The sequence below is a fragment of the Sporosarcina koreensis genome, assembly GCF_042655825.1.
In the GTDB taxonomy this organism is placed as follows: domain Bacteria; phylum Bacillota; class Bacilli; order Bacillales_A; family Planococcaceae; genus Sporosarcina; species Sporosarcina koreensis.
Genome location: NZ_JBHSNP010000029.1, coordinates 337,597 through 359,867, shown reverse-complemented (window position 1 = coordinate 359,867; position 22,271 = coordinate 337,597). Strand labels below are relative to the sequence as shown.

General features: G+C 47.3%; 19 protein-coding genes, 1 riboswitch and 1 other annotated feature. Of the genes, 12 read left to right on the top strand and 7 right to left on the bottom strand.

The window, feature by feature from the left end:
- Nucleotides 1-271: 271 nt before the first annotated feature.
- The gene (locus ACFPTP_RS17520) at nt 272-1,657 is read left to right on the top strand and encodes an alanine/glycine:cation symporter family protein (protein WP_381447494.1); all 1,386 of its coding nucleotides are present in this window, start codon (nt 272-274) and stop codon (nt 1,655-1,657) included.
- A gap of 56 nt (nt 1,658-1,713) precedes the next feature.
- Here ACFPTP_RS17520 and argS read toward each other — a convergent pair whose 3' ends face one another.
- A complete protein-coding gene (argS, locus tag ACFPTP_RS17515) occupies nt 1,714-3,378 on the bottom strand; it encodes an arginine--tRNA ligase (protein WP_381447491.1) in 1,665 nt (554 codons plus the stop codon).
- 47 nt (nt 3,379-3,425) lie between these two features.
- Nucleotides 3,426-3,642, bottom strand: a binding site (T-box leader).
- A gap of 97 nt (nt 3,643-3,739) precedes the next feature.
- On the opposite strand from argS, the gene ACFPTP_RS17510 reads away from it, so the two are divergent.
- From ACFPTP_RS17510 to ACFPTP_RS17500, 3 genes are all read left to right on the top strand, one after another.
- On the top strand, nt 3,740-4,888 hold the full coding sequence (locus ACFPTP_RS17510; protein ID WP_381447489.1) for a DUF3221 domain-containing protein: 1,149 nt from the start codon (nt 3,740-3,742) through the stop codon (nt 4,886-4,888).
- 243 nt (nt 4,889-5,131) lie between these two features.
- Nucleotides 5,132-6,313 carry a DUF3221 domain-containing protein gene (locus ACFPTP_RS17505; protein WP_381447487.1) on the top strand — a complete coding sequence of 394 codons (1,182 nt, stop codon included), beginning with the start codon at nt 5,132-5,134 and terminating at the stop codon, nt 6,311-6,313.
- Nucleotides 6,314-6,748: 435 nt separating this feature from the next.
- A complete protein-coding gene (locus ACFPTP_RS17500) occupies nt 6,749-8,005 on the top strand; it encodes an erythromycin esterase family protein (protein WP_381447485.1) in 1,257 nt (418 codons plus the stop codon).
- Between the two features lie 31 nt (nt 8,006-8,036).
- On the opposite strand, the gene ACFPTP_RS17495 is transcribed toward ACFPTP_RS17500, so the two are convergent.
- A complete protein-coding gene (locus ACFPTP_RS17495; protein WP_381447482.1) occupies nt 8,037-8,402 on the bottom strand; it encodes a PH domain-containing protein in 366 nt (121 codons plus the stop codon).
- A gap of 149 nt (nt 8,403-8,551) precedes the next feature.
- A riboswitch (cobalamin riboswitch) is annotated at nt 8,552-8,732 on the top strand.
- 164 nt (nt 8,733-8,896) lie between these two features.
- Between ACFPTP_RS17495 and ACFPTP_RS17490 the strand changes: the two genes are divergently transcribed.
- The 3 genes from ACFPTP_RS17490 to ACFPTP_RS17480 are packed head-to-tail and all read left to right on the top strand — an operon-like array spanning nt 8,897 to nt 12,551.
- Nucleotides 8,897-11,110, top strand: coding sequence for a ribonucleoside-diphosphate reductase subunit alpha (locus ACFPTP_RS17490; protein ID WP_381447480.1), 2,214 nt, complete (start codon nt 8,897-8,899; stop codon nt 11,108-11,110).
- Nucleotides 11,095-11,544: a flavodoxin gene (locus ACFPTP_RS17485; RefSeq protein ID WP_381447477.1), complete on the top strand. Its 450-nt coding sequence runs from the start codon at nt 11,095-11,097 to the stop codon at nt 11,542-11,544. The genes ACFPTP_RS17490 and ACFPTP_RS17485 overlap by 16 nt, the downstream gene beginning before the upstream one ends.
- Complete coding sequence (locus ACFPTP_RS17480) at nt 11,490-12,551, top strand: ribonucleotide-diphosphate reductase subunit beta (RefSeq protein WP_381447474.1); 1,062 nt, start codon at nt 11,490-11,492, stop codon at nt 12,549-12,551. Before ACFPTP_RS17485 ends, ACFPTP_RS17480 begins: the two co-directional genes overlap by 55 nt.
- Nucleotides 12,552-12,597: 46 nt before the next feature.
- Here the strand turns inward: ACFPTP_RS17480 and ACFPTP_RS17475 are convergent, their stop codons facing one another.
- The 5 genes from ACFPTP_RS17475 to ACFPTP_RS17455 all read right to left on the bottom strand — a co-directional run bounded on the left by ACFPTP_RS17475 (nt 12,598) and on the right by ACFPTP_RS17455 (nt 17,359).
- Nucleotides 12,598-13,281 carry an MOSC domain-containing protein gene (locus ACFPTP_RS17475; protein ID WP_381447472.1) on the bottom strand — a complete coding sequence of 228 codons (684 nt, stop codon included), beginning with the start codon at nt 13,279-13,281 and terminating at the stop codon, nt 12,598-12,600.
- Between the two features lie 76 nt (nt 13,282-13,357).
- Nucleotides 13,358-14,431: a site-2 protease family protein gene (locus ACFPTP_RS17470; RefSeq protein ID WP_381447765.1), complete on the bottom strand. Its 1,074-nt coding sequence runs from the start codon at nt 14,429-14,431 to the stop codon at nt 13,358-13,360.
- A 106-nt stretch (nt 14,432-14,537) separates the two neighbouring features.
- Nucleotides 14,538-15,242 (bottom strand): ABC transporter permease, encoded by a 705-nt coding sequence (locus ACFPTP_RS17465; RefSeq protein ID WP_381447469.1) that lies wholly within the window; start codon nt 15,240-15,242, stop codon nt 14,538-14,540.
- Nucleotides 15,239-16,087, bottom strand: coding sequence for an ABC transporter ATP-binding protein (locus tag ACFPTP_RS17460; protein ID WP_381447467.1), 849 nt, complete (start codon nt 16,085-16,087; stop codon nt 15,239-15,241). The genes ACFPTP_RS17465 and ACFPTP_RS17460 overlap by 4 nt, the downstream gene beginning before the upstream one ends.
- Before the next feature lie 249 nt (nt 16,088-16,336).
- The gene (locus ACFPTP_RS17455) at nt 16,337-17,359 is read right to left on the bottom strand and encodes a LytTR family transcriptional regulator DNA-binding domain-containing protein (RefSeq protein ID WP_381447465.1); all 1,023 of its coding nucleotides are present in this window, start codon (nt 17,357-17,359) and stop codon (nt 16,337-16,339) included.
- Nucleotides 17,360-17,932: 573 nt separating this feature from the next.
- On the opposite strand from ACFPTP_RS17455, the gene ric reads away from it, so the two are divergent.
- The 5 genes from ric (at nt 17,933) to ACFPTP_RS17430 (ending at nt 22,266) form a co-directional block, all read left to right on the top strand.
- Nucleotides 17,933-18,631, top strand: coding sequence for an iron-sulfur cluster repair di-iron protein (gene ric, locus ACFPTP_RS17450; protein WP_381447462.1), 699 nt, complete (start codon nt 17,933-17,935; stop codon nt 18,629-18,631).
- A gap of 234 nt (nt 18,632-18,865) precedes the next feature.
- Entirely contained in the window at nt 18,866-19,342 is a 477-nt protein-coding gene (locus ACFPTP_RS17445) for a GAF domain-containing protein (RefSeq protein WP_381447460.1), read from the top strand.
- Entirely contained in the window at nt 19,326-20,393 is a 1,068-nt protein-coding gene (locus ACFPTP_RS17440; RefSeq protein ID WP_381447457.1) for a sensor histidine kinase, read from the top strand. The genes ACFPTP_RS17445 and ACFPTP_RS17440 overlap by 17 nt, the downstream gene beginning before the upstream one ends.
- Nucleotides 20,390-21,037, top strand: coding sequence for a response regulator (locus ACFPTP_RS17435; protein ID WP_381447455.1), 648 nt, complete (start codon nt 20,390-20,392; stop codon nt 21,035-21,037). The genes ACFPTP_RS17440 and ACFPTP_RS17435 overlap by 4 nt, the downstream gene beginning before the upstream one ends.
- Before the next feature lie 209 nt (nt 21,038-21,246).
- A complete protein-coding gene (locus ACFPTP_RS17430) occupies nt 21,247-22,266 on the top strand; it encodes a ThiF family adenylyltransferase (RefSeq protein ID WP_381447452.1) in 1,020 nt (339 codons plus the stop codon).
- Nucleotides 22,267-22,271 lie beyond the last annotated feature (5 nt).

Below are 22,271 nucleotides of genomic sequence, written 5' to 3'. Positions count from 1 at the left end.
CCTGTGAAAAATGACGATTCGGTGGTAAAGTGCTGAGAGTCGGTGGTAAACTCGCCCTAATCGGTGGTAAAGTGCCGAGAATCGGTGGTAAACTCGCCCGAATCGGTGGTAAAGTGCCCAAAGTCGGTGGTAAACCGCCCTAAGTCGGTGATAACCAATCCAAGCAATCGAGCCCATGCCGACTCGGTTGCTTTTCTTCTTGAAGCAGGTGATTTCCAAGGATGAAAAGGGTAGAGAGTTGGAGACTCGTGAATTGGAAGGAGTGTTTTTGATGCGTGTATTGGAGTGGCTCGTCGGGCCGGCGAATGATTTTATTTGGACTTATATATTGATTGGTCTTCTACTTGTCATCGGTCTTTATTTTACTCTTCGGACGAAGTTTGTCCAAATTCGCCTTTTCGGGGAGATGTTCCGTCTCATCTTCGAGAAGAAGGAGGGCGACCATGGAGTTTCGGCGTTTCAGGCGTTCACAATCAGTGCTGCTTCGCGGGTCGGAACGGGAAATGTCACCGGCGTGGCGCTTGCCATTGGAATTGGCGGGCCGGGCGCCGTTTTCTGGATGTGGGTGATCGCCGTCATCGGCATGGCGACGGCGTTCGTGGAAAGCGCGCTAGCACAAGTGTATAAAGTGCGGGACAGCGATACATTCCGCGGAGGGCCGGCATATTACATGGAGAAGGCGCTAGGCCTTCGGAAGCTCGGAATCGTTTTCGCGATTCTCCTGACGATGTGTTTTGGATTCATTTTCAACTCGGTCCAATCGAACACGATCAGTCAATCGTTCAATGATGTTTTCAATATTCCTTATTGGGCAGTCGGTTTGATACTCGTCATTTTGACGGCGGTCATCATTTTCGGCGGTGTGAAGCGGATCGTGAAAGTGACGCAAGCGATTGTTCCGATCATGGCAACGTTTTATATTCTTATCGCTTTATTTGTCGTCATCATAAATATTACGGAAGTGCCCGCTATGATTGCCTTGATTTTCGAGCATGCTTTCGGCATTAAGGAAATGGCTGGAGGTGGTGTCGGGGCAGCTATGATGCAGGGGATCCGGCGTGGTTTATTCTCGAATGAGGCTGGGATGGGGAGTGTGCCGAACGCTGCTGCAACGGCGAGTGCCACGCACCCGGCGAAGCAAGGTCTTGTTCAAAGCCTTGGCGTTTTTTTCGATACGATCATCATTTGTTCAGCGACCGCATTCATCATTATTCTTGCGGGCCTATATGACAAAGGAGAGGAGAGCGGCATTTTGCTGACGCAGTCCTCCATGGCCGTTCATGTCGGTTCTTGGGCGCCCTATTTTGTCGCAATCGCAATCTTGTTCTTCGCGTTTAGCTCGATCATCGGGAATTACTATTACGGTGAAACGAACATCGAGTTCATCAATGCGCATAAGTCGTGGATGACGTTTTACCGAATTGCGGTTCTTGTAATGGTCATGTTCGGTGCAATGGCAAAAGTGGATATCGTCTGGAGCATGGCGGACTTGTTCATGGGCCTTATGGCAATCATAAATCTTCTCGTCATCCTTCTTCTCGGAAAAGTCGCTTTCCACGTGTTGGATGATTATACGAAGCAGCGGAAACAAGGGAAGAATCCCGTGTTTAAAGCGGATCCTAGTTTGAAAGGTGCCGAATGTTGGAAGGATAAATGAATTGAAAGCAATCGTCCCGCCAGTGAATGGTGGAACGATTGCTTTTTACTTTGTACTTACATCTCTTCAGGCGCTCTCATGCCAAGCAGGCGCAATGATTCTTTCAATACGATGATGACACATTCGGTTAGCGCAGTTCGGTATGCCTTGTTTGCGGAGTCGGACAAGACTTGCACATTCCCATAAAACGAGTTAAACGCTTGGGCGAGGTCAACCGCGTATTTTGCGATGACGGAAGGATCCAATTCGTCGTTCGCGCGCTTGACTGCTTGCGGGAATTGGCTCAGCAGTTTGACGATATCCCATTCGTGATCGTTCACTTCGTTAATCGCGAACTCGTCGGTTGCTCCCGCTTTCCGCACGATGGAGTTCGCTCGCGCATGCGCATATTGGACATATGGACCCGTTTCGCCTTCTGTCTGAAGCATTGTTTCAAGATCGAATTCGATGTCATGCTTCCGATGCTGTTTCAAGTCGCTGAAAAGGATGGCGCCGACTCCGACAGCTTCTGCCACTTCGGATTGATTGGCAAGCGCCGGATTCTTCTCCTGAATGTTTTTCTGTGCGAGTGCAATCGCTTCTTTCAAGACTTCCTCAAGCAGGACAATCTTGCCTTTCCGCGTCGACATCTTCTTGCCGCCTTGCAAGATGAGCCCGAATGGTACGTGAACGATGTCGTTCGCCCATTCATGGCCCATTTTGTTGAGCACTTTCTTTACTTGTGTGAAGTGGAGGCTTTGTTCATTCCCGACGACGTAAATGGATTTGACGAAGTCGTACTTGTTTTTTCGATCGATGGCAGCAGCCAAATCACGTGTTGCGTACAACGTCGCTCCATCCGATTTTTTAATCAAACAAGGAGGCATGCCGTCTTCCATTTCCACGACCATGGCACCGTCCGATTCGACCAATAGCCCCTTGTCTTCGAGTTCTTGCACGACCGGTTCCATTTTGTCGTTGTAATACGCCTCTCCGTTATAGGAATCAAAGGAGACGCCGAGCAAATCATAAATCCTTTGGAATTCTTTCAATGACTCGGTTTTGAACCATTCCCACAGAGCGAGTGCGTCGGCATCGCCGTCCTCAAGTACTTTGAATGCGGCGCGTCCTTCATCGTTCAAGGAAGGATCCGCCTCTGCTTCTTCGTGAAAACGGATGTACAGATTCAGTAATGTCTTGATGGGCTCTTTACGGACATCTTCCTCGTTGCCCCATTTCCGGTACGCGGTGAGCAACTTCCCGAATTGCGTGCCCCAATCACCGATGTAGTTGATTTTCACCGGCTGGTAGCCATTTCCCTCGAGCAATAAAGCGATGGAATTCCCGATGACTGTTGAGCGCAGATGCCCCATCGAAAACGGTTTTGCGATATTTGGCGAGGATAGATCGATTGTCACCACTCCGCCGTTGCCTTCATTGGATGATCCGTATGCGGCGGATTGCTTAAGGATTGTTTGAAGGAGCGAATCGGCGATAACTTCCCGATCCATGAAAAGATTGACGTACCCATTCACGGCTTCTGCTTTGCGGATCAACGGGTGCTTAACGGAACTCGCAATTTCTTCCGCGATGGCAACGGGGGATTTCCGCAAGACTTTTGCGAACGGAAAACAAGGCAATGCAAAATCGCCTAATTTTGAATTGGCCGGCCGCTCCAGCATATGCTCCTCCAATTGGATTGGGCTGACTGTCTGTAAAGCTTGTAAAATATCGTTTTTCATTTATATGAACCCCTTTTCAGGAAAAATAAAAAGCCTTCAATCTCAATAAATGAGACGAAAGCTTGTTCCGCGGTACCACTCAAATTGCCCCTGTCATGTATGGATAGAGGCCCCTTTCTCCTAACGGCGAGTCACCGGCTTCTCCTACTTCATTCAGAAAAGCATCTCCGAAGTGCGCTTCATGAATCCACCCCGCCAGGCTCCCACCAACCCCGGCTCGCTACAGAAGTTCCGACCCATTACTCTCTTCGTCATCGATATTGTAGTTGAATGTATCAAATTGGAGGCTAGGTGTCAATAGGGAATTGTCGAAACTTTTACACGACTCATTCGTCTAACTTAATAAGCGGGAGGTATCGGAATGAAAAATATCTTATCAACTTTGTTTATCGCTGCTTTATTGTTGGGAGGATGTGGAACGGATGCATCACCGAAAAATGCTGCGGTTGAAGATGGCGAGTGGCCAACGTTGAAAAAAGTGAGTGGACGTGAAATCATTGCCGAACTGCAGCAAACCGTTGAAGAGACGCCTAAACGGGACGAGAGGGCGACTATAGAAACGCCCCCTGGGGTTGAGGAGCCTTCGAAAGAAACGGTGGAAGATCTAAATGTCAAAGCAATTGAAGGGCTCGCTGTCTTCGAGGCGGTGGAAAAAGTTTACGGCGAGGGTGGGATTCATCATGAAGGCGTCATCTTCAATGAATATCAAACGGGAGGTGCTGATCAATCCGGCGTGTGGATCGGGATCAAGGAGCCGGATGAACGTGTTCAACAATTACTTGATCTATTACAGCCACAAGTGGATGCAGGCGAAATTCTAGCGGAAGCGATTTATATCTTCCGTAGCCCTCATACGGAAAAGGAACTTTATGATCAACAGGAGGAAGTTGCGGAAGTATTGAAAGGCATCGAATCGGAGCTGGGATCTTTCAACCTTTACGTCAATGTCAAAACAGGTGATATTGATGTCACCCATGATTTCCTGAAACCGGAGCAACAAGAGGAGTTGCGGAATTTATTCGCCGACTATACGATCAATTTCGAGCAAGATGGAAGGATGGTCGCGGAGCCGGGGGAATCAACCCTTATTGCTCCTGAACAAACATACACGGATACTCCGGTGAGTGAAGGTGGATTCGTATTGGCCGCCGGCGATGGAAAAATTTTTGTAGCAGGCGGAACTGAAGACCCTGTCTTTTACAAATTCCCGGAAGCCGACAAATTGAAAGTCGGCCAGCGTGTGAATGTGGAAGCATCAGGAATGATTTCGAAATCGTATCCTGGACATGGAACTGCAAAGTTTGTGGAAGTTTTGCCGGACTATAAGCCGGCGAATGCAAAGCTTTCCGAGTCACAAGCTGTAGCGAAAGCAATGGACATAGCCGGTGAGAAATTGTCGAATGGCTTTGTTCTGATCGAGGAAGTTACGTTTGATGAAAATGAAAAGAAGTGGGTATTCAAGTTTTGGCCGGATGACGGGGAAGGGACGTTGGAAGTTGAGGATCAATAGAAGTTTGAGAAACCGTCACTTGTTGGCGGTTTTTTTAAAGGGGAAAAGTGTACGAACGGTGATAAATGCTGCTTGAGTGGTGATAAACCTCGGATGAGCGGTGATAATGGTTGTCTAAGCGGTGAAAAACTCCTTCTAATTGGTGGTAAAGTGTGCCTGAACGGTGATAAACGATTTTGGAACAAAAAATGCGTAACGTTAACTAGGGTTGCCCGTCTAATTTATTGACTGGGAGGTTTTGGAATGAAATATAGAATGTCTTTGATAACGGTAAGTGCTGTTTTATTGCTAGGAGGATGTGGAACGGCTGGCTCGGGTGCAACCCTGAAAAATGGTGCGGTTGAGGAGAGCGGATGGAAGACGTTGAAAAAAGTGAGTGGACGCGAAGTCATTGCTGAATTGAAGCAAACAGTTAAAGAATCGCCTAAACGGGACAAGGCAGCTGCTGCACAAACGGAAAGCTATGAATACAAAGAGGGATTATACGGAGAACCGAATCCAGAATTGGCGGAGGATATGGCGGTGCAGGCAATCGAGGGACCGATCGCAATAGAGGCGATGGAGAAGGTCTATGGCGGCCACGAAAGTTTCGAAAACGAAGGCATCCTCTTTTTTGAAAATCAAATGAGTGGTGCGGAGCAATCCGGCATTTGGATCGGCGTGAAGGAGCCGGATGAGCGTGTGCAAAAGTTGCTTGATGAGCTGCAACCGAAAGTGGATGCAGGCGAAATCCTAGCGGAGCCGATCTATATTTTCCGTAGCCCGCATACACAAAAGGAACTGCATGAACAACAGGATGAAGTCGGACTAGCGCTGAAAGGGATGAGATCGGAACGGGGGTCATATGGATTATCGGTTAATACAATTACTGGAGTCGTGGAAATCAGCCATGACTTTCTGAAACCAGCGCAGCAAAAGGAACTGGAGGGAATGTTCCCGGACAACAAGTTCCATTTTGAACAAGATGGCAGAATAGTTGCGGAGCCTGGTGAATCCAGCATCATCATGCCTGAAGAGACATTCACGGATACTCCGGTGACGGAAGGCGGATTCATATTGTCCGCTGGTGAAGGGAAGATTTTTGTTGCGGGCGGAACAGAAGGTGCTGTTTATTATGAGTTTCCTGAAGCAGATAAGCTGCAAATAGGGCAACGTGTCAAAGTGGAGGCATCCGGAGGGATAATGTTATCCCTTCCAGGCCAGGGGAAGGCGAAGTTTGTGGAGGTATTGCCGGATTATAAACCGGCTGGTGCAACGCTTTCCGAATCGCAGGCTGTGGCGAAGGCCATCGAAATGACCGATGGGAAAACAACATTTGGCTTCTTGGTTATTCAAGAAATTACTTTTGATGAGAAAGAAACGAAGTGGATTTTAAAGATAATGCAAGATGACAAGGAAGCAACGCTGGAAGTTGCAGATCAATAAATTGGGGGCAACCGTCACTTCTGGCGGTTGTTTTTTATGGTGGAAAAGTGGCGAACGGTGATAAAGGCTGCTTGAGCGGTGATAAACCTCGGCTGAGTGGTGATAACGGTTGTCTAAGCGGTGATAAACTCCTTCTAATCGGTGATAAAGTGTGCCTGAGCGGTGATAAACGTTTTTGGAACTGAAAATTACTACGAGAAGCGCAGAAATTCATTCAAAAACCCCTCAAATTGTAGTCAATCGGTGATAAATTCACTAGAGTCGGTGGTAAAGTGCTCCGAATCGGTGGTAAACACTGGCGAATCGGTGGTAACCGCCCGAGAGTCGGTGGTAAACCCGCCTGAGTCGGTGGTAACCATTTTACGCTGCAATAAAAACTCCCCCGGTTTCCATCCAACTGCCATGGGTATGCTATGGATGAAGGAGAGGATTGATTTGTCGAAAAGATTAGTGTCTGCCATACAGGAGCACGCCTTCACGTTGAATGATCAAGCGCTTGATACAGTTATGGACGCAATTGGGGATGCCCGGATTGTCATGTTAGGGGAAGCGACGCATGGGACCTCGGAATTCTACAAAATCCGCGCCGCCATATCCAAACGGCTCATTCAGGAAAAGGGGTTCACAATCATTGCTGTGGAGGGCGATTGGCCATCTGCGCAGGTGGTCAATCGTTATGTGAAAGAGTTTGATGAAAAGGGGAAGTCCGCAAGGCAAGTACTGGAACAATCTTTCAATCGCTGGCCGACGTGGATGTGGGCGAATGAAGAAGTTGGGGAGCTTGTCGAATGGCTAAAACGTGAAAATGATGGAAAGGATGCAGCTGACAAAACCGGATTTTACGGCATCGACATGTATAGCTTGTACGAATCGATCGATGAATTGCTTCGGTTTCTCCAGGAAAACCCGCAGTTTAAGGCAGATTTGGAGTTGGCGAAAAAGGCATTCTCCTGTTTCGAGCCGTATAACCGGATGCCAGAGCATTATGCCCTGTCGACCGCCCATTTCACGGACGAATGCATTCGTGAGGTGACGAACTTGCTGACAACAATCCGCAGTCATGAAGACCTTTATTCGAACGAGCAGGAGAAGGACTTGAATATGACGATGAATGCGTTAGTCGCGAAAAATGCCGAATCGTATTATCGCGCCATGATGCAGGACGACGCTATTTCGTGGAATATCCGTGATATGCATATGGTGGAGGCGATCGGAGAGATTTTGAACTATCACGGTGACGAAACGAAAATCATTATTTGGGAGCACAACACCCATGTCGGCGATGCGTCGGAAACAACGATGGCCGACCACGATATGACCAACGTCGGTCAGCTCGTCCGGGAGAAATATGGTAGGACGGACACGTTTGCCATTGGCTTTGGGACGTATGAAGGGACCGTCATTGCCGGTGAAAGCTGGGGGGAGCCTTATGAAGTGATGGATGTTCCTCCAGCTAAGTTCAATTCATGGGAAGGGCAGATGCATGCAGCGGCGGCCGAGGATCAAGTGATTTTATTTACTGAGGAGAACCGTCATTTATTCAATGAATGGATCGGACATCGCGCCATCGGGGTCGTTTATAATCCGGAGTTTGAAGCTTATGGGAATTATGTGTCATCAAGAGTTGGCAGCCGATATGATGGATTTATTTTTGTGGATCAAACCAATGCGTTGAAGCCCTTCAACAAATAAGAGCCATGCATCGTTTGCACGGCTCTTACCTTCAAAGTATGGCATTTGCGATGATTTTATCAAGTTTGCGGATATCTACTTTTTTATTTAAATTGAGTTTGAGTTTTCCAGCCTTGGTCCATAGTTCGATTTCTGCGTTGAAATCGATGCGGCCCGCATTTTCAGTGGAATACATATTGATCGAATTGAACGGGATTGTGTAGATTTCCACCTTTTTACCTGTAAGACCTTGCTTGTCTGCGATGATGAATCGTTTATTCGTAACGACAGCAACGTCGCGAATTGTTTTATACGCAACCTCAGCCACTTCACCGTCAATGAGCAATTCCTTGATTTCCTCGGGGACTGGAACTTCCTCCATAAACGTCCAAGTCATCAGTGCAGTTAAATCAGCCATCGGAAACCCTCCTTCTTTTTAATAATTATCATCACATATGCGAGATAAGAAGTATAGGTGGAAATTGAATTATGGAAAAATATCTTTCTACCTATTTACGATTGAAACACAACATGTTAGGGTAATAGATGTACATAAGGCACAATATATAGTATTGAACGATGGAATGGTACCGTTATCGGTTTAAAAGGGAATCCGCAAATCGGAGCTGTCCCCGCAACTGTAAACGCAGACGACCGTCTCAAAAACCACTGCAGCATGATGCCGCGGGAAGGGGAGATGGAAGGAGGAAGCGTTAGCCAGTAGACCTGCCGTCCATCGTCAAGCGACACTTTCTTCGGGGGTTGAGAGGTGGAAGCGAGCGGGTTTTTGCTTTCATTTTTCAGGCGATCCCGATCTGTTTCCTAATCAAAATCCATGAGCGATGACTCTACCGAAAAAGGTGGAATCATCGCTTTTTTCATTGCGAAGCTAACCTAAAGGAGATGGATTGAATGACGATTATCACTGAAACGACAAGCATTATGGACAAGCTGCAAGCCGAATTCGGAGCGGACAAGCTGGAGCTACTTTTGAAGGCGAGTGAACGGTGGAAGGAGCGGCATCCTGAAGGGACTGACTCTGACTGGTCGAAAGCGATGATTCTGGAGGCGCTTAGCAATATTGATGAGGCATCTGCCTACTGGACATTTGTTGCTGCGCGGATTTACCTGCAGGAAATTTATTCCTGCCAGGAAAACATAAGGGGCGCAAAAGCATATACGGATTTTGCCGACAACGTAGAGCGACTCGTTAAGAAAGGCTTGTATACATCTGTTTTGATTGAAAAATATTCGCATGAGGAATTGGAAAAGCTGGGAACAATCCTTGAGCCGGAGCGGGACAAGCTTTTCACTTACATAGGATTGAAAACGCTCGTAGACCGTTACGTTGCGGTTGATTTCAATAAACAGCCGGTCGAGCTCCCACAGGAACGTTGGCTCATCATTGCGATGACGCTTATGCAAAATGAAACCGAGAACCGTCTCGACAAGGTGGCAGAGGCGTATTGGGCGATGAGCAACCTGTACATGACTGTCGCGACGCCGACGCTCGCGAACGCAGGAAAGCCGCATGGACAGCTGTCGAGCTGCTTCATCGATACGGTCAATGATTCGCTTCAAGGCATTTATGACAGTAATACCGACATTGCGAATCTATCGAAATACGGCGGCGGTATCGGTGTTTACATGGGCAAGGTCCGTTCCCGCGGGTCTTCCATCCGCGGTTTCAAAGGCGCTTCAAGCGGCGTTCTTCCGTGGGTTAAGCAGCTGAACAACACAGCCGTCAGCGTTGATCAGCTCGGCCAACGCCAAGGGGCGATCGCGGTTTACCTTGACGTATGGCATAAAGATATTTTTACATTTCTCGACCTAAAACTGAACAATGGCGACGATCGTTTGCGTGCACATGATATTTTCACGGGCGTCTGCTTGCCGGATATTTTCATGGAGCAAGTCGAAGCCCGCGGTGACTGGCATTTATTCGATCCGCATGAAGTGCGAACGGTGATGGGGTATTCGCTTGAGGATCATTATGATGAAACGAAGGGGTCCGGTTCGTTCCGTGAGAAGTACGAGGAATGCGTCAACAATCCTGAATTGACGAAGGAAACCGTGCCGGCGATTGAAATTATGAAGCGCATAATGCGCAGCCAGCTTGAAACGGGGACGCCGTTCATGTTTTATCGCGACGAAGTGAACCGGGCGAATTCGAATAAGCATCGGGGCATGGTGTATTCGAGTAATCTTTGTACAGAAATAGCGCAAAATCAGAGCCCGACCGAATTCGAATCCGTCACGCTTGAAGATGATATCGTCGTGACTCGCTCGAAGCCAGGTGATTTTGTCGTTTGCAACTTGTCGTCCGTGAATCTTGGACGTGCCGTTACAGCGGATGTATTGGAACGACTCATCACGATCCAAGTTCGTATGCTCGACAATGTCATTGATTTGAATAAAATACCGGTCGTCCAAGCGCAACGGACGAATGCAAGATACCGAGGCATTGGACTCGGAACGTTTGGCTGGCATCATCTACTCGCTTTGAAAACTATCCAATGGGAGTCGGAGGAAGCGGTCAATTATGCAGATAAACTGTATGAGAGAATTGCCTATTTGACGATCAAGGCTTCAATGGAATTGGCGAGCGAAAAAGGGGCTTACCCTTTATTCGAAGGATCGGATTGGCAGAACGGGGATTATTTCGAACAACGGGGTTATGACTCGAAAGAATGGCGTGAACTGCGGATCGACGTAGCGACGAACGGCATCCGGAACGGCTATTTGATGGCGGTCGCGCCGAACAGCTCGACATCGGTCATCGCGGGGTCGACGGCTTCCATCGACCCGATTTTCAAGCCGTTCTATCATGAGGAAAAGAAAGACTACAAGCTGCCGGTCATTGCGCCGGATCTCGATCACAACACGTATGACGTGTACCGCCGCTCCGCGTATATCGTCGATCAGCGCTGGTCGATCAAGCAAAATGCAGCAAGGCAGCGCCATATCGACCAGGCGATTTCGTTCAATGTCTACGTGCCGAATAATATCCGCGCATCGGTCCTCCTTGATATGCATGTGCAGGCGTGGAAATCGGGCATGAAAACGACGTATTACATGCGGTCAACCGCGTCGGATATTGAGGAGTGCGAATGGTGTCATTCCTGATCGCTTATGCTTCGTGGAGCGGCAATACGGAGGAAGTGGCGGAAATTGTGGAGGAGACGCTGCTTTCTGAAGGGATGGACGTGGCAGTGCATCGGATCGGAATTGGTCCAATGCCTGATCCGCGGCAGTTTGCAGCGCTGGTCCTCGGTTCATTCACTTGGGATAAGGGGGCCACACCCGAAGAAGTGAAGGATTTCGTCGCGGACATCGGCTACAAACCGAGGAATGTGTATGTTTTCGGAACAGGAGATACGCAGTTTGGAGGGGAGGATCTTTTTTGCCATGCCGCTGTCAAACTGGCACGGTTTTATGAATCTGCAATTGCCCCTCTTAAAATCGAGCAAAGCCCCCGCGGCACGCAAGAGAAGAAAGTCATTGAATGGTCGAAAGGAGTAGTTCAACATTGGCAACACTTACACGCGTTAAAGTATTGAATCCGGCTCAACCGAATAAATCAACGGCTATTTTCGGGGGGGAAGCGAGCGGTATCTTAAATTGGAACGACCTTGCCCACCCCCATTTCTACACATTGCGACAAAGGATCCGTTCCCTATTTTGGACGGCGAATGAAGTCGATATGACGCAGGATGTGAAGCAATTTCCGAACTTGACGAAAGCGGAGCAGGAAGCATTCCTCAAAATCATCGGATTGCTCGCGACATTGGATGGACCTCAAACGGTCATTGCCATGAAAATTGCAGACTTCGCAACCGATCCTTCGGTGAAATCAATCATGGCGACAATCGCCGATCAGGAAAGCGAGCATAATCACAGCTATGCGTACGTCCTTTCCTCTGTCACGACGCTGGACAAGCAGATGGCTTCATTTGAAATGGGCCGCACCGATGTAGTGCTCATGAAGCGGAACGAGCGGATCGTCGACATCTATAATGAATTCGCAGAGAGCCCGACGATTGAAACGGTGCTGAAAGCGATGGTGTACACGACTCTATTGGAAGGCTTATTCTTTTATAGCGGTTTCGCATTCTTTTATAATCTCGCACGCCATCAGAAAATGGTCGGTACATCGACGATGATATCGTACATCAATCGTGACGAATTGCAGCACGGCAAGGCAATCAGCGACATTTTCCGTGCAACGCTTGCCGAAAATCCACAGTATAATACCGAAGCGTTTACAGAATGGATTTACGATCAATTCCGTCACTCTGTCGAACATGAAATCATTTGGAGCCGCTACGTGTTAGGGGAGATTGATGGCATCGACTTGGATGAGATGGCGGGCTACGTAAAATACCGCGCGAATAAAATGTTGCGCATGCTTGGGCTAAGCGAAATTTACCCCGAGTTCACGGACAACCCGATGAAATGGATCCGTGCATACGTCGACAACTTCGATGACACGAAAACGGATTTCTTCGAGCAGACATCGAGGCAATACGTGAAGACGAGTGATTTGAATGGGTTTGATGATTTATAAAACGAAAAGAACGCTGGCTATTCGAAGTGGCCATGCGTTCTTTTTATCATTTATTCCCCGTTAATCGTTCGCTTGTATTCACTACATCGCCTGCGATCCGCTTGTTGAACGTTTTTCGCCAACTTGTCGATAATTCATCCAACTGAAGAATTTTCCGTGCGCCGTCCAAGTCATCTTTCGTGTGGTGCATAAGTCGATTCGCTTCGGATACAGTAATGGCGAGTTCAGGACGCGCGATATGCTCCAACTTATCGGAAGGGGAGACCATTCCTTCCTTCAATACTCGGAAATAAAACCCCGTAAAACCTGTATCCTGCACGAGAACCGGCATGTCTTTCCGGTCATGAACAAGTGACAATTTAAAGCAAGGCTGCCGCGGCTGGCTCACTTGTACGACCGCTTCACCGATTTGGAATGAATCCCCGATGCAAACTTCATCCTCAATCAATCCCCGCAACGTCAAGTTTTCGCCGAATGCACCTGCATCCAGCGGCTTTCCTAACTCCTTTTCCCAATAAAGATAATGCTCGTACGGATAGACGCATACCGCTTTATCCACTCCACCGTGGTTGACAAGATCGCCTTGCCCGTCGCCGTCAAAATTTGCTTTGGATAAAAATACAGGTTCCGTTACCGGCTGTTTGCAAATACCGGTCAAAACTTCTTTATTCCCGAACTGTCTTTCTTTCGGTTTTCCGACATTCAATGATTGGATTTCGATGTTCTGCACGTTTCATTCACCCCTATGGCATTCTATATAATTATAAGTATATATCAATTAAGAAATGAGTGAAGGACACGAATTATCAACATTCCTTTTTCATCGTCTCGATCATCGATTGCAGCAATTTCCGCTCCGACTCTCCCCGCAAATAGAGCGGATGCCATTTGCCGAGCGCATCCTTGGCGTTGTTCAGATGCTCGAAGGCTCCCGGAAAATCACCGTTGATGTATGAAAGAAGGGCATCACGTTTCAAATCCATTATTGCATCCGATTTCCCGATCTTTCGGAGCTCCTCTTCAATCAACGGGTAATCCTTCAGTTGTTCATTAAAGAAAAGGGCCGTGGCAAAGGTGATATCGGCACAATCAGCGTAATAATCAAAAGCGGCGGTTTCCCTAGTGAAGGCGGAGGTCCGTCCGATATCGAGCACTTTTTCCGGCTTCTCTGGCAAGTAGTAATATCCTATTGTAGGCAGAAGGCTTTTCGCAGTTGGATCCTCGGAACTTAATAGCCTTTCCATTTGTCTAATCAAATCCGCGTTCCATTTGTTAACTTCCGTCGTTTTCATTCCCTCAGTTAAAGCTGAATAGGCTGTCACTATGACAGATTCCTCTAGGGGGACCGTCCGAAGCCTATGGATGACCAAACCATCGGTCATTGCACTTTTAGCCATGTTAGGTTGTAAGTTCGTGATGCCGACAAGCAAGTTCGCCAAACCGAATAGGATGCAGAACGGGTGATGCCAAATTCCGAATGCGTTCCCGATCATCAATACGCCGGTAACGATATTGATCAACGGGCCACCGTATATATAACGGACCAGCTTGTCCCGCATCATGTCCTGTTCCAAATGCTTAGGAAAATACATCATCGCCCGACCTAGATAACCGAGGGCGGATCGGGCAATATGGAAATGATGCTTTCCCTCGTGCCTTTCGATGACGAAGGGACCGACACTCATATTGAGCAGTCGCATCCCTTGAAGCCGACCGGCAAGGAGGTGCCCCAATTCGTGGAGTAATATGGTCAGCGGAAAGCTGACGATGATGCTCGCAGTGATGGTTAGCAAAGTGCGCATCGACCAAGGCTCCGGGAATAGGATGAAGTACAGGACGGCGGAAAACCCGATGCATCCTCCTAGTAAAAACGAAATCATTTTTTTCAAAAATGCCACCTCAAATCAAGCGAAAAACATTTTATAGGCAGCGATGACAATCGCCCCCACACAGATTCCAATAAAAAACCTAAGTGCTTGCTTCATTTCAATCCACCATCCTTTTGCGGTAGATGACAACCGTCAGTATGATGGATGCAATGACCCATCCCAAAATGATCGCCAATTCGACAAGAACATCCGCGAAACCAGCACCTGTTTCCACTTTTGTCGCCAATTCAATTAATTGGATATTTGGCAAGTATGTCGCTGCTTTCAAAATCGGGTATTTTTCCACAGAATGTGTAAGGAAAGAACCGAATGAAAAGATGATGAATACGGGCATAACAAGGACCGATGCTTCCATTACCGACTTAGAATAAAGACCTAGCAGCGTCCCTAATGCAATATAAAAGAATGACGATAAAACGACTGCTATTGCAATGATCGCGATATTTGCAGGCTTATATTCCGCCAAGTATCCAGTGAAAAAGACGACAATCATTGTGAAAACGAACGTCAGTAAACTCTTTCCACCAAGAATTTCAGCTGTAGTCGCTGGAGAAAGCATAAGCCCGCGTAACGTGTTTTTTTCTTTTTCTTCAGCAATCAAACAACATTGGACAAATGAGGCTACCATTGCAAATGCCATATTGATAAGCATGTAATGGGATTCGAGCGAATCAACACCGATTCTACCGTAAAAAGCGCCTAAAATAATGGGGGTGAAAATTATTGAAGATACCGCGAAATTCCTTGAAAAGTCCTTAAAGTCCTTCTGCAAAATTGCATTCATGCGCTTTAATGAAATCATGTCAATTTCCTCCCTGTCACTTGTACAAAAATATCCCCTAAAGTCGGCTCGTTCGAATGGATTGTTACGACTCGATTCGTATTCATATACTCAAATAACTGAGCTGCTCCTTCAGAACCTGCAGGCAAGATCACTTTTTCCTCATTCAATAACTCCACAGTAATTGTCGAATCAGAATAACTCTTCTTCAACCGGCCAGGTGTATCCAGCAATTGGATTTTTCCTTTATTCAAAAATGCGATTCTGTCGCATAATGTTTCGGCTTCATACATATCATGCGTCGTCAAAAATATCGTTGTACCTTTCTCGTTGAGTGCCCGAAGCCCTTCATGTATATGAAGTGAATTCATCGGGTCGAGTGCGGACGTCGGCTCATCAAGGAAAAGCAATTCTGGTTCATGAAGTAAAGCCCTCGCGAGGGTCACCCGCTGAGCCATCCCTTTGGATAAAGAAGAAACTTTTTTCGACTTCTCCTGTTTCAAATTAACCGTGGAGAGCACTTCGTCAATTTTCGTATAAGGAACATCATAAAGATTGCAATAGAGCTTCAAATTATCGTAGATTGTGAGTCGTCCATATAATCCACTATTATCAGTCAACACTCCGAAACGCTTGCGGTACTCCGATTTCTTGAGCTGCGAAACGGATTCCCCGAAAACGTTTGCCGTCCCACTTGTAGGTGTTAATTGACCGGTCAGAATTTTGATCGTCGTTGTTTTACCCGATCCACTCGGTCCTAGGAAACCGAAAATTTCCCCCTTCTTTACATGGAAGTCGACACTTTCAAGTGCTGTTTGATTCGCAAAGACTTTTGCTAAGCTGCTCACTTCAATAATATTTTCCATTTCCATCCCCCTCTGTTGGATTTCGTGCATTTCGTATTCGCATCTCCAGAATAGGGGAAAGTGGAATAGGCAGCATCATATTCTGGATGAAAAGAGCATCGTAGAGGGTGAATAGCGCAAAATCACAGGTGAATGAACCTTTTTATAAAGTGGATTTCCTTTTCTCTTTCATGAACGGTGCATTTCCGGGGCCGAATCGTCAAATTGCGTCAAGATATTTCCGAGGAAATAATACAATTTTCTACAAACTTATAGTCCAAGCATCTCTTTCAGCTCCACCATCTTTGTTTTCGATAAAGGAATTGTCGATTTTTCGGCATCATCCAAAACAAGGCTATAACTATTTCTCGTCCAAGTGATAACCTCCCGCACCTTCTGCAAATTCACGATATACGACCGGTGGCAGCGGAAGAAGCCGAACGGAAGCAAACGTGTTTCCAATTCATTCAATGTGGAAGGGGAAGGGAAAGATTCCCCCTTAATATGTAAAAAGGATTGTCCGTCATTACTTTCAATATAGTCGATCTCCGGTGGCTCAAATAAGACGATTTTTTCATTGACCTTCGTTGGAATCTTTTCGAATCGGACAGGCGAGATGGAATCAGCGATAGAATGTGAGCTTTCACTGTCTTTTTGTGATTCCTCTTCTGCCTCTATTTGAACGGTATGTAGACCATTTTCATCCAAACGGAAGATCTGGTCGGCGGCTGTGAAGGCGCTTTCCATATTTCCCGTTAACATAAATGCGCTGCGGCCATCTTGTTTCAGCTGTTGTAGCACGGAAAGGAAAATCCGTTTTGATTCCAAATCAAGATTTTGATCAGGTTCTTCAAAAATATTGATTGTTGCATCCTGCATAAGTAGGCAGGCGAGCTGAACACGTTTTCTTTCCGAATAGGACAACTGCTTAATTTTCACGCATCGTTTTGAATCCAATTGAACTGTCTGAATAACGTCCTGGACAGAATCAGTTGAAAAATATAGCTGCTTTGTGAAATGAATCATTTCTTCTATCGATAACCGTTCATATAAGCCATCTTGAAGAAAATAGAATCCGATTTTCAAATTGTTTTCTGAGATGTTGCTATTACCAATCCGGATTTCTCCATTCGAGAGCTTTGATTTTTCAAGCAGCAGCCCGATAAGCTGCTCGCGGACATTGACACTCGAATAGACAGCAACGACTTTCCCGGCGTCGACAGACAAGTCAAAAGGAGGAAAGACGACGGAATCGTGAATCCGCTTTTCCGCGTTAATAAATTGAAGAGACACACAACAACCCCCGTTTAATAGTCTATTTATTAAGAGTAGTATACCAGTTATTTGAAAGGGGAATGAAATCTCTATTGAAATGTGTCTATTTGTGGAAGAATATGGGCAAGCGGTGATAAAAGCTGTGTAAGCGGTGATAAAGTCTGGCTAAGCGGTGATAAACCCCGTGTGAACGGTGATAAAGTGTGCGCGAACGGTGATAACCGATGTTGAAGCTGTGATAAAGAGCTGAAAGTGGGAGCGTAAACATGGAGTCGGTGGTAAAGTCGCCCGAATCGGTGGTAAGCCCCTGAAAATCGGTGGTAAAGTTGCCCGAATCGGTGGTAAACCCTTGAGAATCGGTGGTAAAGTCGTCCGAATCGGTGGTAACCCCCGAGCCCCCGGTGATCCCCCCCTCCAACGACATTTTGAACAATTTATGACATCGCGAAAACTGAGCTATGCATCACATCCGGCGGGCATCCGCTCCACTATGATGATAGGACGGAAGGGAAATAGGCAATTCCCTAATATCGCTTCCGAAGCACATTCTTTATGATGAAAAACGAAAATAATAATTGGGAGGAATTCATTATGTCTTCACTTACCATCGATACACGCGTCTCGGATATTGTTACAGCGTTGCCGCAAAGCGCCGATTTGTTCAGGAATCTGCGCATCGATTATTGCTGTGGCGGGAAGATCCCTTTGAAGGAAGCCGCGGAGCAGCGGAACTTGAATCCAGAGGAAGTGTTAAGCAGCATCCATTCAATAGAAGAGAAACAGGAAAACCGCATGAGCATGGATCCTTCTTCATTCGGGGAGAAGACATTGGTCGCTTATATCAAGGAAAAATACCATGATGGTTTGCGCGACGAACTTCCGATGCTAGCGCCTTATATTACGAAGGTTGCGCGCGTCCATGGTGAGAACTACCCGCATTTGCTGCGTGTGCAGGAAATTTTCAAGACGTTGCGTGCAGAACTGCTCGACCATACCGATGATGAAGATCAAAATGTTTTCCCTATTATTCTTGAATTCTTAACGAATCCTACGCCTGAATTGAAAGAACAATTGAAGCCTCTCGTATCCGAATTGGAAGCGGAACATGACAATGCGGGGCGCCTGCTTTACGAGCTTAGGGAAATCACTGATAACTTTACGCCGCCGGAAGAAGCTTGCGGGACATATCGGCTCGTTTATGCTCGACTAGAGCAGCTTGAAAAAGAGACGTTCGAACATGTCCATCTTGAGAATAACGTCTTGTTTGAGCGGATTGCAAAGGCGTTATAGTTTTTCTGTTTTGGTTAATCTGTAATACGTGGGGTATATGGAAAAATAGTTAGGTAGAATTCCCTTATTTGTACGTCATTTTTTTATAGAAGGAATGAAATCATCTCTTCAGACTGGAAGCGGTTATATGACAGCCGCTCCATTGAATTATATCGGTAGGAGCTATATCCTGAATAGAAGGTCATCTAGTAGAGTAGGAAATAGATAAACGATTTTCCGTGGGGAGCATTGGCTATGAAAGAACGGGTGGGTTTTGATTTTCAACAAGAAATAGAGTGTTTGAAAGGGTTGTTCGGCTTCGATTACATCGGCATTGCGCTCGTCCAATCGCCAGAACGCCGATTTGAATTGAGATGGATGTATGTGGCAGGGAATCGGAGCGAGCGCTATCGACGCCTGAAATTGCAATCGGGAAAAGGATTGGCAGGGCTCGTCTTCAAGACAGGCAAGCCTATGTTTGTCGGGGATGTGGATGAAGAATGGAGCGCTGACAATCTGTTCAACTATCCAATTATCGTTACGGAAGGGCTCAAAAGCTTCGGAGCAATCCCTCTCTATAAATACAACCGGGTTAACGGCGTCTTGCTCGTTGGGTACAGGACGGGCGGGAGACTGACCGGTGAACAGTTCGAGCAATTCAAGCAGGAAATCGGGACTGAGTTCGGTCCATTTTATAATAAGGAGATGGTGAATGATGAGTCGGGCCGGTAATGTGCATTTGTCGGATCTATTAATGAAACTATATGGTAATTCCGATGAAGCCATCTTCTTTTTTGACCGTCAAGGGAAGACGCTGGCAATGAATACGGCTGCGGAAGAGATTATTGAAAAGGATGTCTTCGAGCAGATGATGGCGGGCAGCGCCGGAGCGATCTGCAAAGCGTGCAAAGGCTTTACGAGCTCGGACGAATCTTTGACGTGCGTCTCGTGCTATATGGCTAATCCAGACGAGGACATCAGCTCCTTCCAAGTGTATTTCGATACGAAAGGGAGGGGGATCATCCCTTATTCCGGCAGCATCCAGACCATCGATGAAGAGACGGGAATCCGAGTCTTCATGCTAAGGGACTTGACTCAGCAATACAAGACGCAAGAGGAACTGAATCAGAAGCAGCTGATGAAACGGGTAATCAAAGCTCAGGAGGATGAGCGGAAACGCCTTTCCCGTGAACTCCACGACAGCGTGGCGCAGGAAATGCTCAGTTCATTAGTCGATTTGCGTGTCTTGAAGTATATGACCATCGAAGAGGAAGTTTTGAAGAAAGTGCAGCAGACGGAAGGCTCGCTCATGCGTTTACTGGATGATATCCGCCATCTATCCGTTGAACTGCGTCCTGCCACTCTCGATGATCTCGGATTGGAGGCGGCTTTCCGCACCCATTTCAAATGGGTGGAGAAGAATTATGGGCTCGTCATCCATTTCCATCCAGAACTTGAATCGAAACGGTATGAAGGTGAGATTGAGACGGTCGTCTATCGCATATGCCAGGAAGCGGTGTTCAACGCGTTGAAATATGCGGAAGTCGATGAAATGGTCGTTCGCTTGTATGAAGCTGACGGCTTGTTGAATTTATGGGTCGTGGATGAAGGAAGAGGGTTCGAGTTGAAAAACACGGACCCGAAAGGCACGGGCCTTGGCATCTACGGGATGAAGGAGCGGGCGGAACTCGTGGACGGACGCCTTCATATCCGTTCCGAAATGGGGAAAGGGACCGTCATTCGGCTGGAAATCCCAGTTGCAGAAGGAGGGGTTGAAGATTGAAGATCATCATTGCCGATGATCATGCGGTCGTCCGCAGCGGTTTCATGCACATATTGAACTTTCAAAACGATATGGAAGTAGTAGCGACGGCGGCAGACGGATTGGAAGCGTATGAACTAGTGGCGAAGCATCGTCCTGACATTTTGCTCATGGATTTGAGCATGCCCCCTGGGGAGAGCGGGTTGATCGCTACAGGGAAGATCAAAGAGGACTTTCCCGAAACGAAAGTCATCATCCTGACGATGTACGATGACGAGGAATACTTATTTCACGTATTGAAGAACGGGGCGTCAGGTTATGTATTGAAAAACTCCCCCGACGAGGAACTGCTAACAGCAATACGGACGGTGTACGACGGAGGTACGTATATCCATCCTTCCATGGCGACATCCCTCGTCCGGCAATTCGTGACAAAGGACGTCGGTGAAGTGGAGACGGATCCTTATAAAATTTTGTCGAGAAGGGAAATTGAAATCCTTCCACTCGTTGCAAAAGGATACGGGAATAAAGAAATTGCGGAAATGCTTTATATTTCCGTCAAGACAGTTGAAGCGCACAAAGCGAAGATCATGGAAAAGCTAAATTTGAAAAGCAGGCCGGAACTTGTCGAATATGCATTACGAAAGAAGTTCCTCAATTTCTAATGGAACGGCAGGGGAATAATTCCATCTTGACTGCATGCATTGCGGTCTAGTCACCAATCCGAATGATATAGTTTTGTCGGTAAATACTGCATTTGCACAATTTACAGTCTATACTGAAGGAGAAGTGATCGGCAGCCCTATGCTTCATTTCTGAGTCGAAGGCGGCCTGCCGGAGCTAGATGTAAAAAAAGTAAGGGTGTGAAGGGGAAGTGGGAACGAGATATTCGCGTCAAACGCTTTTCAAGCCGATCGGCGAAGAAGGGCAGGAACGATTGAAAAATGCACACGTCATCGTCATCGGCTGCGGGGCGCTCGGATCCCCCGTCTCCGAGACGCTTGTCCGAGCGGGAGTCGGCAAACTGACGATTGCGGATCGTGATTACGTCGAAATGTCCAACTTGCAAAGGCAGCAGTTATTCACCGAACAAGACGCGTTGGACGGTGTGCCGAAAGTCGTCGCCGCAGAACGACGGCTAAAAGAGATCCGACAGGACATCGAAATACATACAGTGCTCGACCATGTGGACGGCCCGCTTCTTGAACAGCTCGCGGAAAACGCCGATTTGATCATGGACGCGACGGACAACTTTGAAACGCGACTTCTCATGAATGATGTCGCCTGGAAGAAGGGGATCCCTTGGATTCACGGCGCATGCGTCGGCAGTTCGGGCACTGTTTTTCCGTTCGTCCCGGGTCGGTCGGCTTGTTTCCGTTGTTTGCTGCCGGTCCTCCCGTCGGTCAATGAAACATGCGATACGGCTGGTATTATTGCACCAGCCGTCCAGATCGTTGCGGCGAGGCAGTCCGCGGAAGCGTTGAAATGGCTGACAGGCAACCATGACGCGATGATGACAAAGCTCCTGCACTTTGACGTCTGGAATAATACTCAGGCAGAAGCGGGCATTTCACGGATTCGGAAAGCGAATTGTGAAACTTGTGGAGAGTCGCCTACATATCCTTCATTGCATCAACCCGAAGGTACGCATTACGCTGTCCTTTGCGGGAGGGAAACCGTCCAGATTGTTCCGGACGGTGGCAGGACATTGTCTGTGGCAGACGGCGTGCGAGTGGCGGAGCGGTTGGGTACGGAATATCGGACGACGCCATTTTTCGTGGAATTCCATGCGGAAGGGTATCGCTGTGTTTTATTCCAAAACGGCCGGCTGCTCATCCATGGATTGAAGGATATGAAACAAGGGCGGAAGCTGTATCATCAATTTTTTGGGTGATAGGA

Bases quoted from the DNA above. Each gene is read 5' to 3' on its own strand.
- ACFPTP_RS17520 (WP_381447494.1), top strand. From the start codon at position 272: ATGCGTGTATTGGAGTGGCTCGTCGGGCCGGCGAATGATTTTATTTGG.
- argS (WP_381447491.1), bottom strand. From the start codon at position 3,378: ATGAAAAACGATATTTTACAAGCTTTACAGACAGTCAGCCCAATCCAA.
- ACFPTP_RS17510 (WP_381447489.1), top strand. From the start codon at position 3,740: ATGAAAAATATCTTATCAACTTTGTTTATCGCTGCTTTATTGTTGGGA.
- ACFPTP_RS17505 (WP_381447487.1), top strand. From the start codon at position 5,132: ATGAAATATAGAATGTCTTTGATAACGGTAAGTGCTGTTTTATTGCTA.
- ACFPTP_RS17495 (WP_381447482.1), bottom strand. From the start codon at position 8,402: ATGGCTGATTTAACTGCACTGATGACTTGGACGTTTATGGAGGAAGTT.
- ACFPTP_RS17490 (WP_381447480.1), top strand. From the start codon at position 8,897: ATGACGATTATCACTGAAACGACAAGCATTATGGACAAGCTGCAAGCC.
- ACFPTP_RS17485 (WP_381447477.1), top strand. From the start codon at position 11,095: ATGGTGTCATTCCTGATCGCTTATGCTTCGTGGAGCGGCAATACGGAG.
- ACFPTP_RS17480 (WP_381447474.1), top strand. From the start codon at position 11,490: ATGGTCGAAAGGAGTAGTTCAACATTGGCAACACTTACACGCGTTAAA.
- ACFPTP_RS17470 (WP_381447765.1), bottom strand. From the start codon at position 14,431: ATGATTTCGTTTTTACTAGGAGGATGCATCGGGTTTTCCGCCGTCCTG.
- ACFPTP_RS17465 (WP_381447469.1), bottom strand. From the start codon at position 15,242: ATGATTTCATTAAAGCGCATGAATGCAATTTTGCAGAAGGACTTTAAG.
- ACFPTP_RS17460 (WP_381447467.1), bottom strand. From the start codon at position 16,087: ATGGAAAATATTATTGAAGTGAGCAGCTTAGCAAAAGTCTTTGCGAAT.
- ric (WP_381447462.1), top strand. From the start codon at position 17,933: ATGTCTTCACTTACCATCGATACACGCGTCTCGGATATTGTTACAGCG.
- ACFPTP_RS17445 (WP_381447460.1), top strand. From the start codon at position 18,866: ATGAAAGAACGGGTGGGTTTTGATTTTCAACAAGAAATAGAGTGTTTG.
- ACFPTP_RS17440 (WP_381447457.1), top strand. From the start codon at position 19,326: ATGAGTCGGGCCGGTAATGTGCATTTGTCGGATCTATTAATGAAACTA.